This window comes from Streptomyces sp. NPDC001443 (genome assembly GCF_053597355.1).
Genome location: NZ_JBSFIA010000001.1, coordinates 242,011 through 257,395 on the forward strand (window position 1 = coordinate 242,011; position 15,385 = coordinate 257,395).

The window sequence follows — 15,385 nt, forward strand, 5'->3', positions numbered from 1 at the left end:
GCGGCAGGACTCGCGCCGCACTTCCCGTTCAACGCGGCGATACGAGCGGGGACACGGCGTACGGCGCACATCATTTTTTATTTCGACGAGGCACGACAGGCACGACAGGCACGACAGGCACGACAGGCACAGTCGGCACGGACCACCCGCGGCAACGGACGCGGCCGGCCGGCACGAGGCTTACGACAAGCTCGAGGGAGGGCGAGGGGTGGCGCCCCCGCAGGATTCGACCCGGCTCGGACTACTCGTACGTGGCCGCCGCTTGCAGAGCTCTTACAACGCTCACGGGATCAGGAAAGCCACCCAGCCTCGTGAAGCGCGTCGAAAGCCAGCTCGTCGACGGCCGAGACTCGGTCCCGATCGGCATGGCGGAACCAGGCCTTCTCGGCGATCTCCCCCGACGGGGTCAGCTCACCGCGGTGATCGGCGGTGTAACAGATCATCCGGAAAGGGTCGTGATCAGGATGGCCCTCACCGATCTCGAAAGTGCCGAAGTGCACCATTGAGCGGGGGTCGATCGACGCCTTCAGCTCCTCGTCGATCTCCCGCACCAGGGTCTCGTCGTCGGACTCGCCCGGCTCACGATGGCCGCCCGGCAAGTAGAAGCGGTCTTTGCCGTGACTGCGCGCCACCAACACCCGGTCGTCCCGAACCAGGATCCACGCCACCTTCTCCGGCACACTGCCGCCATTCGCCATGGCCCGGGACCGTATCGGAGGGCATCGTCCGCGTCAGCGCCATTCGGCCTCGGCCGCGCTCCGGACGACGTCGTGGGACACCCCCGTGCCCGGGGCTTCGTCGTGTCGAGCGGCACCCGCTCCGACCAGCAAAAAGCCCTCCCGAAAGGGAGGGCGAGGGGTGGCGCCCCCGGCAGGACTCGAACCTGCGGCCAAGCGCTTAGAAGGCGCCTGCTCTATCCACTGAGCTACGGGGGCCTGGTGTGGTGGCCTCGTGCGTGGTGCCCGGGTGCGGGCTGATCCGCGACGATGCCGGGGACAAGGATAGGGCTCCCGGATCCTTCTCCCTGTTGCTTCGCCTCCGTGGCTCGATGTGGAGGTTCGGTGAAGCGGTCCTGATAATCGCAGGCAGGTACGAATCGTGCATCGCTTTTGGGGTCTCGCGCTACGGGTGTTGTGCACTCGTTATGCCTGGGCTGTGTCCTTGTCCCAGTCGTACCTTCCGTCCCTTGTGTTCGGTCGGCGCGCAGGCATGCCTATATGCTTCAGAAATCCCCCGAAATTGGGCATTCTTCGCATGTGGTGACCTTGGACGTACGGCCTCAGCTGCTCGACGCACTCTCCGCCCTGCGCGACCGTGTCGCCGCCGCACGCTTTCCGCTGCCCCTGGCGGGGGCTCCGCGCGCGCGTGCCAACCGCGACGAACTGCTCGCCCAGCTCGACGACTACTTGGTGCCCCGGTTGAGAGAGCCCCATGCACCCGTGCTGGCCGTGATCGGGGGTTCCACCGGCGCCGGGAAGTCGACGCTCGTCAACTCGCTCGTGGGGCGCCGGGTCAGCGAGGCGGGGGTGCTGCGGCCGACGACACGGACTCCCGTGCTGGTGTGCCATCCGGAGGACCACCACTGGTTCAGCGGCATGCGCGTCCTGCCCGGCCTCACGCGCGTGTGGGTGCCCCACCAGGACTCCGGTGAGGAACTGCTCACGTCCGGGGAGGACGGCAAGCGCATCCTGCGCATCGAGACCGCCGAGACCCTGCCGCGCGGCCTCGCGCTCCTCGACGCACCCGACATCGACTCCCTGGTGGCGGAGAACCGGGTCCTCGCCGCCGAGCTCATCTGCGCGGCCGACATCTGGGTCATGGTCACGACGGCCGCCCGCTACGCCGACGCCGTGCCGTGGCATCTGCTGCGTACCGCCAAGGAGTACCGCGTCACCCTGGTGACCGTGCTCGACCGAGTGCCGCACCAGGTGGTGTCGGAGGTGTCGCGGCAGTACGGTGCTCTGCTCACCAAGGCCGGGTTGGGCCATGTGCCGCGCTTCACCGTGCCCGAGCTGCCCGAGTCGGCCTGGGGCGGGGGCCTGCTCCCGGGCACCGCGGTGGCTTCCCTGCGGACCTGGCTGGTCCAGTGCGCCCAGGATCCCGTCGCCCGGCAGGACGTCGTGGCCCGTACGGCGCACGGCGTCCTGGACTCCCTCAAGTCGCGGATGCCCGAGCTCGCCGGCGCCGCCGCGGCCCAGCACGCGGCGGCGCTGCGGCTCACCGCCGCCGTCGACGGGGCCTACGACAGCGAGTACACCCGCGTACGGGGACGGCTCCAGGGCGGCGCCGTACTGGCCGGCGGCGCCCTGAAGCGGTGGCGGGCCTTCCCGCTCGACTGCACGGCGGGTGAACTCTTCGACGCCCTCGTCGAGAGCCTCGGCTCACTCCTGCTGTGCGCCGTCACCGCCGCCGACGAACGTATCGACGAGGCCTGGCGGCGCGAGCCCGCGGCGGGCGCCCCCGGGTTGGCGGAACGCGACCCGGCGCCGGAGCGCGCCGAGCACCGGATCGGGGTGGCCGTACGGCGCTGGCGGCGGGAGCTCGAGGAGTGCGCCGAGGACGAACTGCGCGATCTCGACCGTGGTGCCGCCGTCGATCCGGAGGCGGTCTCCGTGCTGGTCGCCACCGTCCTGCTGGGCGGCCGCAGGGCGCGCACCGCGGGCGAGCGGCTCGCGGAGCGGATCGGCGCGCACGGCGCCCTGCGGCTGCGCGACCGGGGCGGGCGGCTGCTCACCGGGTACGTGGACCGGGTCCTCCAGACCGAACGCGAGCGCCGCCTCGCGCCCCTCGACGGGCTCGACATCCACGTGGAGCCCCAGGCCGAACTCATCGCCGCGCTGTCCGTACTGCAGAAGGAGAGGTGACCGGTGACCGCCGTCGCCGACCAGGACCACACGGAACATGCCGATCACGGCGGGGGGCAGGGCCCCGGGCAGCCGTCCGGGCCGCCCGCGCGGGAGGGGGCCGACAGACGCACGGGCGAGGCGGATCGTGTGGATCACGCGGGTCGCACCGATCACACCGATCACACCGATCAGACCGATCACACGGATCGCGCAGGTCGTGCAGGTCGTGCAGGTCGTGCGGACCCCTTCAACCGCATGGATCACCTGATCGACATGGTTCACGTGGACCATGTCGATCCCGTGGTGCGTGCCGGTCAGGGGGGCGGTGCGGACCGCGATGACCGTCACGGCCCCGACGGCCCCGAAGGCCCTGAGGAGCGCCGGGACCGTACGGGCCATGGAGGTCCTGCGGGCCGGAGCGACCGGGCGGACGACGAGGAGCGCGCCGATCGGGCCGAGCGCGCGGACCGGGGGGATTCCTCCGGTGCCTGGGACGACGGGCTGATCGCGCGCCGGGTGACCGAGGAGACCGCCGCCGAGGCCGCCACGGCCGCCGTCGGCGCCGTCGAGAAGCGGCCGCAGTCGGCGCGGATCCCCGCTCCGCTCGCCTACGACGGCCCGCTGCGCTCGCGGCTGGACGCGCTGCGGGAGCTCGTGGGGCTCTCCCGTGCCCGGCTCGACAACAGGACGCTCGCCGAGGCGGGCCGGGTGCTGGACGAGTCGGCGGCACGGCGCAGGCTCTCCGGGCAGCACACGGTCGTCGCCATCGCGGGCGCCACCGGCAGCGGGAAGTCGCAGCTGTTCAACGTGCTCGCAGGGGCGACGATCTCGGAGACGGGCGTACGACGGCCGACCACCGCCGCCCCCATCGCGTGCAGTTGGAGCGACGGCGCGTCGGGTCTGATCGACCGGCTCGGCATCCCGGGACGGCTGCGGCGGCGCCCGGTGCAGAGCGCGGAGGCCGAGGCGCAGCTCCACGGGCTGATCCTGATCGACCTGCCCGACCACGACTCGGCGGCCGTGCAGCACCGTGAGCAGGTGGACCGGGTGCTGGCGCTCGTCGACGCGGTCATCTGGGTCGCCGATCCCGAGAAGTACGCCGACGCCGTCCTGCACGAGCGCTATCTGCGGCCCATGGCGGGGCACGCGGAGGTCATGTTCGTCGTCCTCAACCAGATCGACCGGCTGCCCGAGGAGGCGGCCGACCTGGTCCTCGACGATCTGCGGCGGCTGCTCGACGAGGACGGGATCGCTCTCGGCGAGTACGACGAACCGGGCGCGACCGTGCTCGCCCTCTCCGCGCTGACCGGCGACGGGGTCGGTGAACTGCGGGAGGCGCTGGGCCAGTTCGTGGCGGAGCGGAGCGCGGCGGCCCGCCGGATCTCGGCCGACGTCGACGCGGCCGCGGTCCGGCTGCGACCGGTGTACGCGACGGGACGGCGCAGCGGGCTCAGCGAGGAGGCGCGGGAGGAGTTCACCGCCCGGCTGGCGGACGCCGTGGGGGCCGCGGCGGCGGGAGAGGCGGCCGAACGGGCCTGGCTGCGCAACGCCAACCGCGCGTGCGGGACGCCCTGGCTGCGGCTGTGGCGCTGGTTCCAGGGCCGGGGGGAGCAGGTCCCCACGGGGCGCCTCGGGCAGCGGACCCAGGCCGACGAGGAGGCCACGGCCAGGCAGCGGGTGGAACAGGCGGTGCGCAGGGTGTCCGAGCGGGCGTCGGACGGGCTGCCCGCACCGTGGGCGCAGGCGGTGCGCGAGGCCGCCGTGCGGGGGTCCCAGGGGCTGCCCGAGGCGCTGGACGAGCTGGCGGCGCGGGCCGGGCTGCCTCCCGGGCGGCCGCCGCGGCCGGGCTGGTGGCCGCTGGCCGTGCTGACCCAGGCGGCCATGACACTGCTTCAGATCGTGGGCGGGGCGTGGCTGGTGGGGCAGATCGCCGGGGTCATGGCGCCGAATCTGGGGGTGCCCGTGTTGCTGATGCTGGCCGGCATCGTCGGCGGCCCGCTGATCGAGTGGAGCTGCCGGCTGGCGGCGCGCGGACCGGCGAAACGGTACGGACTGGAGGCCGAGCGGCGGTTGAGAGAGGCTGCGGCGGGCTGCGGGCGGGCCCGGGTCCTGGATCCGGTGGCCGCGGAACTGCTGCGCTACCGGGAGGTCCGGGAGCAGTACGGCCGGGTCGTGGGCGCGGGCGCCGGGACGCGGTGAGGCCGGCGCCGGGCGTCGGGGTACGGATCGGATCACCCGTCCGGGTGAGGGGGTTCTCCACAGGCGGGCGGTGATCCACAGGGCTCGGCGGGCTCGTCCCGGCGGAGGCAGTCTGGTGCCACGGCGATCGCGACGGACGCGGTCGCCGTGGCGGTGGCGGTACGCGAGAGAGCGTGGCCGACGCGCCGGACGCAGCCGTACGGGACGGGCCCGTACGTGTGCCGGACCGGGCCGGGCGCCCGGGTGAGGGAGGGGTTCGTGATGAACGAGACGATCGTGTGCACGGTGGGAAACGTGGCCACGCAGCCGGTGTACCGGGAGCTGGCCTCGGGGCCGTCCGCGCGGTTCCGGCTGGCGGTGACCTCGCGTTACTGGGACCGCGAGAAGAGCGCCTGGGCCGACGGGCACACCAACTTCTTCACGGTGTGGGCCAATCGCCAACTCGCCACGAACGCGGCGGCGTCCCTGTCGGTGGGCGAACCCGTGATCGTGCAGGGCAGGCTGAAGGTGCGTACCGAGGTGCGCGACGGGCAGAGCCGGACGTCGGCGGACATCGACGCGGTGGCCATCGGCCACGATCTGGCCCGGGGCACCTGCGCGTTCCGGCGTACGGGCCGGCCGGAGGCGGGCACGGCCGGCCCGCCGGACCGGCCGGAGCCCGCTTGGGAGACCCCGGCCGAGGGCGGCGGCCCGGAAGCGGCGCACCGGCCTGCGGAACCGGTCGCGGTGATGTGATGTCAGTCGATGCCCCGACTTGGTCGAGCTGTCGCTTATCGGGGAATTCATCCAGGGCCCGCCCTGAACTGCACGGTTGATTTGTCGATAAGTCCGGCTCTGGGGTGATCTCGGCGATAACGATTGCGAGTCGGATCAGCTGTCTGACGATATGACGAGAGAAAGGCGGAGTGGCTCTTCCTTAAAATGCCGGGCAGAGCTGTCAAGGCTGCTGATTCTGCTGGTGGGACCGGTACCCCCCACGTCAACGGGTCCTGCTCGAAGGGGAATTCTGTGTTTTCTTCGCTCTCCGCGTCGTCTCTGCGTCGGCGGCGAGGGGTGGTCCGGTCTGCCGCCGCGGTGCTCGTGTCCGGTCTCGTCGCCGCGGGTGCGGTGACCGTCGCCGGTCCGGCCGTCGCGGCCGAGGCGGCGCAGAGCCAGGGCGGAGCGATCGCCACCATGGGCGGTCTGAAGACGTACGGCGGCGCGGTGGTCCACGGCGACAACGGGGACCAGCAGGTGTCGGCAGGGCTGTTCGAGATGTCCGTCGAGGGCGGCGGCACCCTCCAGACGTACTGCGTCGACCTCCACAACCCCACCCAGCGGGACGCCAGCTACCACGAGACGCCCTGGAGCGGCACGTCGCTGGGCGCCAACAAGAACGCCGGCCGGATCAGTTGGATCCTCCGGAACTCCTACCCGCAGGTCAACGACCTGGCCGCGCTCGCCGAGGCGGCAGGCATCGGCTCCGGCCTCACCGAGCAGGACGCGGCGGCCGGCACCCAGGTGGCCATCTGGCGCTACTCGGACGCCGCCGACGTGGACGCCGTCGACCCGCAGGCCGAGAAGCTCGCCGACTACCTCCAGAAGGCCGCCCGCACCGTCGCCGAGCCCGCGGCGTCACTGACCCTCGACCCGCCCGCGGTCTCCGGTCACCCCGGGAGCCTGCTCGGCCCGGTGACGGTGCACACCGACGCGGACAGCGTGACGGTGACCCCGTCCTCGGACCCGGCCGTGAGCGGGGTGCGGATCGTCGGCAAGGACGGCAAGGCCGTCACGTCCGCGCGGGACGGCAGCCAGCTCTTCTTCGACGTGCCGGAGGGAACCGCGGACGGGTCGGCCGACCTGACCGTGCAGGCCTCGACCACCGTCCCGGTCGGCCGGGCCTTCGCCTCCGAGTCCAGGAGCCAGACGCAGATCCTGGCCGGCTCCAGCGAGTCGACGGTCTCGGCGACGGCGAGCGCGGCCTGGGCGGCGCTGGGCCCGATACCCGCCCTGTCGGCGGTGAAGAACTGCGCCAAGGGCGGTGTGGACGTCACCGTGGCCAACGAGGGCGACGAGGTGTTCACCTTCGAGCTGCTGGGTGCCGAGTACAGCATTGCCGCGGGGGTCTCGCGGACCGTGACGATCCCCCTCCAGGAGGACCAGGCCTACGGCTTCACGATCGACGGCCAGGCCGGCTTCCAGAAGCGGTTCACCGGCGTCCTCGACTGCAAGACCCAGGGCGCCGTCGGCGGGAACGACGTACACACCCTCAGCGAGCCCAGCCCGGCCACGGTCGGCGGCACCTCCACCGGCCCGAACCTCGCCGAGACCGGCGGCTCCGGCGCGACCCCGCTGATCGTCGGTGTGGCCATCGGCCTGGTCGTCATCGGTGGCGCGGCACTGATCCTCGTCGGCAGGAAGCAGGACCCGACCCGGGGCTGACCGGGGCGGACCGGCCGAGGCATCGTGGCACCCCGAGAAACGCCAGGTCATGAGACGGAGTCGGCGTCCGCAGGCCGTCGCGAGCGGCTTGGCTGCGGAACAGAAGGCTTCCGACGTCCACGGCTGACGACGAGTGGCGAGACGCCCCTTTCGCCGGATGGCCAAGGGCCGTCCGCTCGATCAAGCAAGATTTCTTTGTCGTGTACATACCCGGATGAGTCGCGTGGGCAGATTGATGACCATGGCGCTGCGGGTGAGGGTGTGACACGATCCCGCGGATGAGGCGCCTTTCCGTGATCAGTGCCCTGGCCTGCGTGTTAGTCCTTGCGGGATGCAGCAGCAACAGCCCGACCACTTCGGTGGTGGCACCGCCGTCGGCGTCGGTGCCTTCGGCAGCCATGCGTGCCTGGTATGCGAAGAGCGGCAATACGGACGTCAACGTGCTCACCATGGACATCACGGCTCTCACGTCTGCCGGTAGCGGCGGGGGCGACGTACTGAACGACTGTCTCGGAACCGGCGAGGACGTGAAGGCTGTTCAGTCCCATGCGCCGATCCCGGACGCCGACTGGGAGGCCGCATGGGAGAGCGCGCTCACGGCCATGCACAACGGCTCCCAGGACTGCGCCGAGGGCTTCGGCGGCAAGGGCAAGGCGGAGATCGGGTCCGCAGCGGCGACCCTGACGGCAGTGACCAAGGAGTTCGGACTCTGACTGCCCCCTCCCCAAAGGGAGAAGGCTTCCGACCCGGGCCGCGCAACGCGTTTCGAGCAGTTCCCACCGGACCCCGGCTGTACGGCAGTGAAGTACAACCTGCGGCCTGTACGACCTCCAATGACCGATCTCTGCAGAACCACGGATCAGAAAAACGTACCCCGCCAAGCGGCGAGGTCGTCCGCCCAGTGAAGGCCGCGACCCGGCGTGCGACAAGGGTCGGCCGCCTCATCACTCGGATCCGTGCCGGATCCGTGCCAGGTGGAGCGGGGAGCCACGAGGAATGGCGGGTACCGGACCGTTGACGTTGAAGCAGTGCGGAACAGTCAGCCGCAGGTCAGGCGCCTGACAGGTCCTGGAGCACATCAGCTTCCCGAGCTGAGAGCTCGGTCGGCACCGCAGGCCGGTCACGCTGGGCAGGGTTTGCCGGGTGCGCTACCTGATAGCCGACGCGGACGCGGAGGAGTTCGGCCGACTCGTTGCCACGGCTGAGGACCCGTCCACCGCGCTGATTGCTGCCAAGGAGGCCACGGGGGCAGTGCCGGGGAGGTGGGTCAACGCGAGCATGGTCCAGGATGAGTACTCCGACTTCGTTCGAGCGGGCCGGCCTGCGGACCAGTCTCCCGACGGACTCCCCTGGCCAAGTCGCGCAGCCCGCGGCTGACTTTGCAGCACCGAGTGTCTAACTGCGTGACAACGCGGACGAACAGCGGCGGTCGGCCGCTACGTCCGCGGCCCCTCGGCATCCGTGCGGCTGGACACGACGTGCCGCGCGATCGTGGACAAGGCCAGCTCACGATCCTCGTCGACCACGAGCCAACCCTTGCCCAGGAGCGATTGCAGCACTGGGCGAACCTCGTCACCCAGCTCCTCCGCCAAGTCGTCATCCGTGGGGGAGAGACCGTCCTGGACGAGGCTCGCCACGTGGAACACGACGGCTTCCTCCCCCGCGGTGATGTTGAAGTCCATGACGTGAAGGTATGCGAGCCCCTTGGCCGCAACACGCCGAGGGCCCTGTCGTCACGGACCGGCCGTCACGGCTTGCTCTGGTCGACGGCATCGACGGCATCGACGGCATCGACGGCATCGACGGCATCGACGGCATCGACGACGGGGTGTGCCGAAGGTGCCGCTGTCGGTCGAGTGCGCCGGGGCCGGGCCGCCCCTGGGCCGTCCGAGGGGCGCCGAGGACGACCGATGGCGACCGACAGTGACAGGTGGGCTACAGAGATCGGCGACGGAACCCCAGGTCGGAGGCTCCCGGCCGAACGCGTTTCCCCCAAGGGGTAGCCGTCAGGCAAGATGGGGTGTATCTGCCCTCTGCCCATTGCCAGATTTCAAGCGCCGGACGGTTTCTCTTGGCTGAGTACATCTACACCATGCGCAAGACGCGCAAGGCTCACGGCGACAAGGTCATCCTTGACGACGTGACGCTGAGCTTCCTGCCCGGCGCGAAGATCGGCGTGGTCGGCCCGAACGGCGCCGGTAAGTCGACCGTCCTGAAGATCATGGCGGGCCTCGAGCACCCGTCGAACGGTGACGCGTTCCTCTCGCCCGGTTACAGCGTCGGCATCCTGATGCAGGAGCCCAAGCTGAACGAGGAGAAGACGGTCCTGGCGAACGTCCAGGAGGGCGTCGCCGAGGTCAAGGGCAAGCTCGACCGGTTCAACGAGATCGCCGAGCAGATGGCGACCGACTACTCGGACGCGCTGCTGGAGGAGATGGGCAAGCTCCAGGAGGACCTGGACCACGCCAACGCCTGGGACCTCGACGCCCAGCTCGAGCAGGCCATGGACGCCCTGGGCTGCCCGCCCGGCGACTGGCCGGTCAACAACCTCTCCGGTGGTGAGAAGCGCCGCGTCGCGCTGTGCAAGCTGCTGCTCGAGGCGCCCGACCTGCTGCTCCTCGACGAGCCCACCAACCACCTGGACGCCGAGTCCGTGAACTGGCTGGAGCAGCACCTCGCCAAGTACGCGGGCACCGTCGTGGCCATCACCCACGACCGGTACTTCCTGGACAACGTCGCCGAGTGGATCCTCGAGCTCGACCGCGGTCGCGCCTTCCCGTACGAGGGCAACTACTCCACGTACCTGGAGACCAAGGCGACCCGTCTCAAGGTCGAGGGGGCGAAGGACGCCAAGCGGCAGAAGCGCCTCAAGGAAGAGCTCGAGTGGGTGCGTTCCAACGCCAAGGGGCGCCAGGCCAAGTCCAAGGCCCGTCTCGCCCGTTACGAGGAGATGGCCGCCGAGGCCGACAAGATGCGGAAGCTGGACTTCGAGGAGATCCAGATCCCGCCGGGCCCGCGTCTGGGCAGCGTGGTCGTCGAGGTCAACAACCTCAACAAGGCCTTCGGCGAGAAGGTCCTCATCGAGGACCTGAGCTTCACCCTCCCGCGCAACGGCATCGTCGGTGTCATCGGCCCGAACGGCGCCGGCAAGACCACGCTCTTCAAGATGATCCAGGGCCTGGAGGAGCCGGACTCCGGCTCGATCAAGGTCGGCGAGACCGTCAAGATCTCCTACGTCGACCAGAGCCGCGAGAACATCGACCCCAAGAAGACCCTGTGGGCCGTGGTCTCGGACGAGCTCGACTACATCAACGTCGGCCAGGTCGAGATGCCCTCGCGGGCGTACGTCTCCGCCTTCGGCTTCAAGGGCCCGGACCAGCAGAAGCCGGCCGGCGTCCTGTCCGGCGGTGAGCGCAACCGCCTCAACCTCGCGCTCACCCTCAAGCAGGGCGGCAACCTGCTGCTCCTCGACGAGCCGACCAACGACCTCGACGTCGAGACCCTCTCCAGCCTGGAGAACGCGCTGCTGGAGTTCCCCGGCTGCGCCGTCGTGGTCTCCCACGACCGTTGGTTCCTGGACCGGGTCGCCACCCACATCCTCGCCTACGAGGGCGAGTCCAAGTGGTTCTGGTTCGAGGGCAACTTCGAGTCGTACGAGAAGAACAAGGTCGAGCGCCTCGGTGCGGACGCCGCCCGTCCGCACCGTGCCACCTACAAGAAGCTGACCCGGGGCTGATCGATCTTGCGGCACATCTACCGCTGCCCGCTGCGCTGGGCGGACATGGACGCGTACGGGCACATCAACAACGTGGTGTTCCTGCGGTACCTGGAGGAAGCCCGTATCGACTTCCTCTTCCGTCCGGACAAGGACTTCCAGCAGGGGTCGGTGGTGGCGCGCCACGAGATCGACTACAAGCGCCAGCTCGTCCACCGGCACACGCCGGTGGACATCGAGCTGTGGGTCACCCAGGTCAGGGCGGCGTCCTTCACGATCACCTACGAGGTCAAGGACCCGGACCAGGTCTACGTCCGGGCCTCGACGGTGATAGTGCCGTTCGACTTCGCCCAGCAGCGGCCCCGGCGGATCACCGCGGAGGAGCGCGAGTTCCTCCAGGAGTACATGGACGACCACGAGAACGCCGACGAGGGCGAGGCCGTCGCCGCATGACGGTGCTCCACCTCGCCGACGAGGGGGAGGCCGCGGACCTCGCGGCCTTCCTCTCCCGACTGCTCCACTACGACCGTGGAGCGGCGGTGCGTCTCCAGGCGGCCGGCACGGCACTCGCCGTGTTCGGCCGGCCGCCGTCCTTCGAGGTACTGGCCATCCGCGCGGTGCGGCTGGCCAAGCCGTACGAGAACGGGCTCGACGTCACGCTCGACGTGACCGTGTCCGCCGGTGAGCTGCTGGAGTCGGTGGACGAGAAGGCGGTCACGGCCGCCGTCCCGGCCGCCGTGACCGGGCCGCCGTGGGCCGGGGTGCTGCCGCCGCGGGGCGGCTGGCGGGCCGAGCCGGGGCTGCCGGCGCCGGACGGCCTGTGCACGCTGGTCGCCGCGGCCGTCACCGAGTTCCGTTCCCGTACGGACGAGCTGCCGGACGTCCGGCGTACCCGCACCGAGCTCGACCGGATCGGGCGGGAGATCTGGTCCCGGACGGTGGGCGAGACCCGGCTGCCGGTGCGGGTCGTGCACGCGGCCCAGTCACTGGGCTTCCTGCGGGCGGTGAGGACGTCCGCCGAGCCGGAGCTGGGGATGTTCTCGTCGGGCGCGTGGCTGAGGCTGCGCACGCCGTACGGGTCGATCGCCGTACGGACGGCGGGACTCGGGACGCTGGGCGTCAGCGTCCGCTGACCCGGGCGCGGGAGCACGGGCACCGGCCGGCCCCCGGCAGGGCCCGCCCGTCACCCGGGCCCCGTCACCCGGCCCCTGTCACCCCTGACCCGTCATCTCGCGGGTCTCACTCCGGCGTGTTCACCATCGAGGCCGCCGCGTACGTCAGGTAGTTCCACAGCGTCGTCTCGTGCTCCTCGGACAGGCCGAGGTGGTCGACGGCGTCCCGCATGTGCCTGAGCCAGGCGTCGTGCGCGGCCCGGTCGACGGTGAACGGGGCGTGCCGCATGCGCAGCCGGGGGTGACCGCGGTTCTCGCTGTAGGTCGTGGGACCGCCCCAGTACTGCATGAGGAACAGCACGAGCCGCTCCTCGGCCGGGCCCAGGTCCTCCTCCGGATACATGGGCCGCAGCAGCGGGTCCTCGGCCACTCCCTCGTAGAAACGGTGGACGAGCCGACGGAAGGTCTCCTCCCCGCCGACCTGCTCGTAGAAGGTCTGCTCCTGAAGCGTGCCGCGCCGAATCTCTTTCACGACCCCATCGTCTCAGACGGGGTGGCGGAGGACTCAAGGCTTAGGACCCGGCCTCCGGTGACCCGGCCAGGTCCTCGGGAGCCGGTTCGCCTCGGGCGCCGTCGCGCAGGACAGTGGAGCTATGAGCACGCGAGCGCTCGACCGGGACCTGGACGACCTCGCCGCCTCGGCGAGGGCCGCGTTGGTGCGCGAGATCGAGGCCAGCGGCGCCTTCGACACGGATCCGGCCTGGCGGGAGGCGTTCGCGGCGGTCCCGCGGCATCTCTTCGTGCCGTACTACTACATCGGCGCCCTGGGCGGTTACGAACGCTGCTGGGGCGAGAGCCCCGACCCGCGCGCCCGGGAGCGCTGGGTGCGCGGCGCGTACGACGACGCCCCGCTCGCCACCCGGCTGCGCGACGGCGAGCTGGTCTCCTCCAGCAGCCAGCCGTCCCTCATGGCGCTGATGCTGGCCGAGCTGCGGGTGGCGGACGACAGCCGGGTCCTGGAGATCGGCGCGGGCACCGGATACAACGCGGCGCTGCTGTCGTACCGCCTCGGCGAGGACCGGGTCACCACCGTCGACCTGTATCCGGAGATCACCGAGTCGGCCCGGCAGCATCTCGCGACCGCCGGGTACCACCCCGCCGTCGTCACCGGCGACGGCGCGCGCGGGGTGCCCGAGCGTGCCCCGTTCGACCGGATCATCGCCACCTGCACGCTGACCTCGATCCCGCCCGCCTGGCTCGCCCAGTGCGATCCGGGTGCCCGGATCCTGGCGCCGCTGGCCACCGGCCTGATCGCCCTGACCGTACGGGACCCCGAGCGCGCCGAGGGACACTTCCTGCACACGCCCGCCTACTTCGTGCCGCTGCGTGGCGAGGGCCGTCCCCGGCCGGATCCGGCGGGCCCGCCGAGCGGGCTGCCGCGCGCGGCCCGGGACCACGAACTGCTGCGGTTCCTGCTCACGCTCACCCGCGGCAGCCTCGATCCGCAGGAGGCGTACGCGCTGTGGGACCGCGAGCACGCCCCGCGGCGCGAGCGCTACGGCGTCACGGTCGGCGACGGCTCGGCGTGGGCATGGCTGGACGACCCGGAGGGGCCGTACGTATGGCCCCTGCCGGGCTGATGCGCGGACCGGAGGCCGGTCCGCGCACCGGCGGGCTCGTTCAGCCCCGCCGGATCGTGATCGTCGTCCAGGCGCCCACGTGCACCTGGTCGCCGTCCTGGAGCGGTACCGGCACGAAGGGCTGAATCGGTTCCTCGGAGTTGTTGACCGTCGTGCCGTTCGTCGAGTTCTGGTCGACGACCGCCCAGCTGCCGTCGGGCTGCTGCACCAGCACGGCGTGCTGGTGCGAGACGCCCGGGTCCTCCGGCGGCACCGAGAGGTCCACGTCGGGGGTCTCGCCGGTGGAGTGGCGGCGGCGGCCGATGGTGAGCTGGTTGCCGGTGAGCGTGCGCTGCTGCTCGGGCGAGTACGCGGGCAGGTTCAGGCCCGCGGCCTCGGGTCCGGAGCGCTGCATCATCGCCATGAAGTACGTGCGGTCCGGACCGATGGTCGCCGTCCAGGTCGTCGGCTGCTGCGGGAAGCCGGAGCCGGGCGGCGGGCCCTGCGTCGCACCGGGCTGCGGGTAGCCGTAACCACCGCCGCCGGGCGCACCGGGACCGCCCGGAGCACCGGGGGCGCCGGGGGCGTTGCCCGAGGGCGGGGAGATCACCCAGTCGTCGTCGGCGAAGGACGGCCCGCCCTGCTGGGGACCGCCCTGCGGCGGACGGCCCGTCTCCTGCGGGAACATCGGCGGGGCCTGCGGGCTGGACTGCTGGTACATCTGCGGGGCGCCGTTCGGCGCACCGGGACCGGGCCCACCAGGACCCCCGGGGCCGAAGCCGCCGGGACCGCCGGAGGTGGGCGGCGGACCGGGCCGCGAGGGGTCCGGTCCGAACCCGGGGAACCCGGGCGGGCCCTGCTGGCCGGGGCCCTGCTGACCGGGCTGGCCGGGCGGCGGTCCGGGCCGCCGCGACGGGTCCGCGCCGAACGGCGGAGCCGACGGCTCGCCGCCGAACGGCGGGATCGGCTCGGCCGGCCGGTTCACCTGCGAGGGCCGGGAGCTCTGGTAGTCGAAGGAGTCACCGCCGCCGTAGGAGGGACCCGGGCCGCCGGGACCCCCCGGGCCGCCGGGCGGCTGCTGGAAGCGGACGGCCGGCCCGGGCGCGGGCGGGCGCGGGGCGGCGGGAGTGTAGGAGGTCGCCGTGTTGGTGAGGAAGTTCCACCGGCACTCCTCGCAGAACGGCGCACCGTTCTCGCGGGGCGTACGGCACTGCGGGCAGAGCTCCGGCTCGGCGTTCGGCACCGAGGACAGGTGCCGGCCGCCGTGGCCCTGCTGGCCGCCGGGACCGGGGGGCGGCGGGAAGCCGTAGTCGCCCGGCGGGGGCGGCGGCGGAGGGGGCGGAGGCACGGCACCGGCCATGCGGTGACCACAGACCTCGCACCAGTCGTCGGAACCCGACTGATGTCCGTTCGGGCAGGTCGGCATGTCGGCGCTTCCCCCTCTCCTTTTCCGGCCGCTCTGACCGGATTTAC

Annotated in this window: 13 protein-coding genes and 1 tRNA gene; 9 read left to right on the top strand and 5 right to left on the bottom strand. The window is 71.6% G+C overall.

What is annotated here, in order from left to right:
• Positions 1–290 precede the first annotated feature (290 nt).
• Complete coding sequence (locus ACWC24_RS01085) at positions 291–698, bottom strand: NUDIX hydrolase (RefSeq protein ID WP_450660717.1); 408 nt, start codon at positions 696–698, stop codon at positions 291–293.
• Positions 699–859: 161 nt separating this feature from the next.
• Positions 860–935: transfer RNA gene (locus ACWC24_RS01090), tRNA-Arg, on the bottom strand.
• A gap of 321 nt (positions 936–1,256) precedes the next feature.
• On the opposite strand from ACWC24_RS01090, the gene ACWC24_RS01095 reads away from it, so the two are divergent.
• The 5 genes from ACWC24_RS01095 (at position 1,257) to ACWC24_RS01115 (ending at position 8,179) form a co-directional block, all read left to right on the top strand.
• Complete coding sequence (locus ACWC24_RS01095) at positions 1,257–2,864, top strand: dynamin family protein (protein WP_450660718.1); 1,608 nt, start codon at positions 1,257–1,259, stop codon at positions 2,862–2,864.
• Between the two features lie 237 nt (positions 2,865–3,101).
• On the top strand, positions 3,102–5,045 hold the full coding sequence (locus ACWC24_RS01100) for a GTPase (protein WP_450660719.1): 1,944 nt from the start codon (positions 3,102–3,104) through the stop codon (positions 5,043–5,045).
• Positions 5,046–5,306: 261 nt separating this feature from the next.
• On the top strand, positions 5,307–5,780 hold the full coding sequence (locus ACWC24_RS01105) for a single-stranded DNA-binding protein (protein ID WP_450660720.1): 474 nt from the start codon (positions 5,307–5,309) through the stop codon (positions 5,778–5,780).
• Positions 5,781–6,053: 273 nt separating this feature from the next.
• Positions 6,054–7,466 (top strand): Cys-Gln thioester bond-forming surface protein, encoded by a 1,413-nt coding sequence (locus tag ACWC24_RS01110; RefSeq protein WP_450660721.1) that lies wholly within the window; start codon positions 6,054–6,056, stop codon positions 7,464–7,466.
• A gap of 293 nt (positions 7,467–7,759) precedes the next feature.
• A complete protein-coding gene (locus ACWC24_RS01115; RefSeq protein WP_450660722.1) occupies positions 7,760–8,179 on the top strand; it encodes a hypothetical protein in 420 nt (139 codons plus the stop codon).
• 723 nt (positions 8,180–8,902) lie between these two features.
• Here the strand turns inward: ACWC24_RS01115 and ACWC24_RS01120 are convergent.
• Positions 8,903–9,148 (bottom strand): hypothetical protein, encoded by a 246-nt coding sequence (locus ACWC24_RS01120; RefSeq protein ID WP_450660723.1) that lies wholly within the window; start codon positions 9,146–9,148, stop codon positions 8,903–8,905.
• 389 nt (positions 9,149–9,537) lie between these two features.
• On the opposite strand from ACWC24_RS01120, the gene ettA reads away from it, so the two are divergent.
• Genes ettA through ACWC24_RS01135 form a run of 3 tightly spaced genes read left to right on the top strand, consistent with a single transcriptional unit; the run spans position 9,538 to position 12,314 of the window.
• The gene (gene ettA / locus ACWC24_RS01125) at positions 9,538–11,202 is read left to right on the top strand and encodes an energy-dependent translational throttle protein EttA (RefSeq protein ID WP_450660724.1); all 1,665 of its coding nucleotides are present in this window, start codon (positions 9,538–9,540) and stop codon (positions 11,200–11,202) included.
• Positions 11,203–11,208: 6 nt separating this feature from the next.
• Entirely contained in the window at positions 11,209–11,634 is a 426-nt protein-coding gene (locus ACWC24_RS01130; RefSeq protein ID WP_450660725.1) for an acyl-CoA thioesterase, read from the top strand.
• Positions 11,631–12,314, top strand: a complete 684-nt coding sequence (locus tag ACWC24_RS01135; protein WP_450660726.1) for a hypothetical protein — start codon at positions 11,631–11,633, stop codon at positions 12,312–12,314. Before ACWC24_RS01130 ends, ACWC24_RS01135 begins: the two co-directional genes overlap by 4 nt.
• 106 nt (positions 12,315–12,420) lie before the next feature.
• On the opposite strand, the gene ACWC24_RS01140 is transcribed toward ACWC24_RS01135, so the two are convergent.
• The gene (locus ACWC24_RS01140; protein ID WP_450660727.1) at positions 12,421–12,825 is read right to left on the bottom strand and encodes a globin; all 405 of its coding nucleotides are present in this window, start codon (positions 12,823–12,825) and stop codon (positions 12,421–12,423) included.
• A gap of 121 nt (positions 12,826–12,946) precedes the next feature.
• Between ACWC24_RS01140 and ACWC24_RS01145 the strand changes: the two genes are divergently transcribed.
• Positions 12,947–13,933, top strand: a complete 987-nt coding sequence (locus ACWC24_RS01145) for a methyltransferase domain-containing protein (RefSeq protein ID WP_450660728.1) — start codon at positions 12,947–12,949, stop codon at positions 13,931–13,933.
• Positions 13,934–13,973: 40 nt separating this feature from the next.
• Here ACWC24_RS01145 and ACWC24_RS01150 read toward each other — a convergent pair whose 3' ends face one another.
• Entirely contained in the window at positions 13,974–15,338 is a 1,365-nt protein-coding gene (locus ACWC24_RS01150; protein ID WP_450660729.1) for an FHA domain-containing protein, read from the bottom strand.
• Positions 15,339–15,385: the final 47 nt, after the last annotated feature.

Coding starts and splice junctions, on each gene's coding strand:
- ACWC24_RS01085 (WP_450660717.1), bottom strand. CDS start 698: ATGGCGAATGGCGGCAGTGTGCCGGAGAAGGTGGCGTGGATCCTGGTT.
- ACWC24_RS01100 (WP_450660719.1), top strand. CDS start 3,102: ATGGATCACCTGATCGACATGGTTCACGTGGACCATGTCGATCCCGTG.
- ACWC24_RS01105 (WP_450660720.1), top strand. CDS start 5,307: ATGAACGAGACGATCGTGTGCACGGTGGGAAACGTGGCCACGCAGCCG.
- ACWC24_RS01120 (WP_450660723.1), bottom strand. CDS start 9,148: ATGGACTTCAACATCACCGCGGGGGAGGAAGCCGTCGTGTTCCACGTG.
- ACWC24_RS01135 (WP_450660726.1), top strand. CDS start 11,631: ATGACGGTGCTCCACCTCGCCGACGAGGGGGAGGCCGCGGACCTCGCG.
- ACWC24_RS01145 (WP_450660728.1), top strand. CDS start 12,947: ATGAGCACGCGAGCGCTCGACCGGGACCTGGACGACCTCGCCGCCTCG.
- ACWC24_RS01150 (WP_450660729.1), bottom strand. CDS start 15,338: ATGCCGACCTGCCCGAACGGACATCAGTCGGGTTCCGACGACTGGTGC.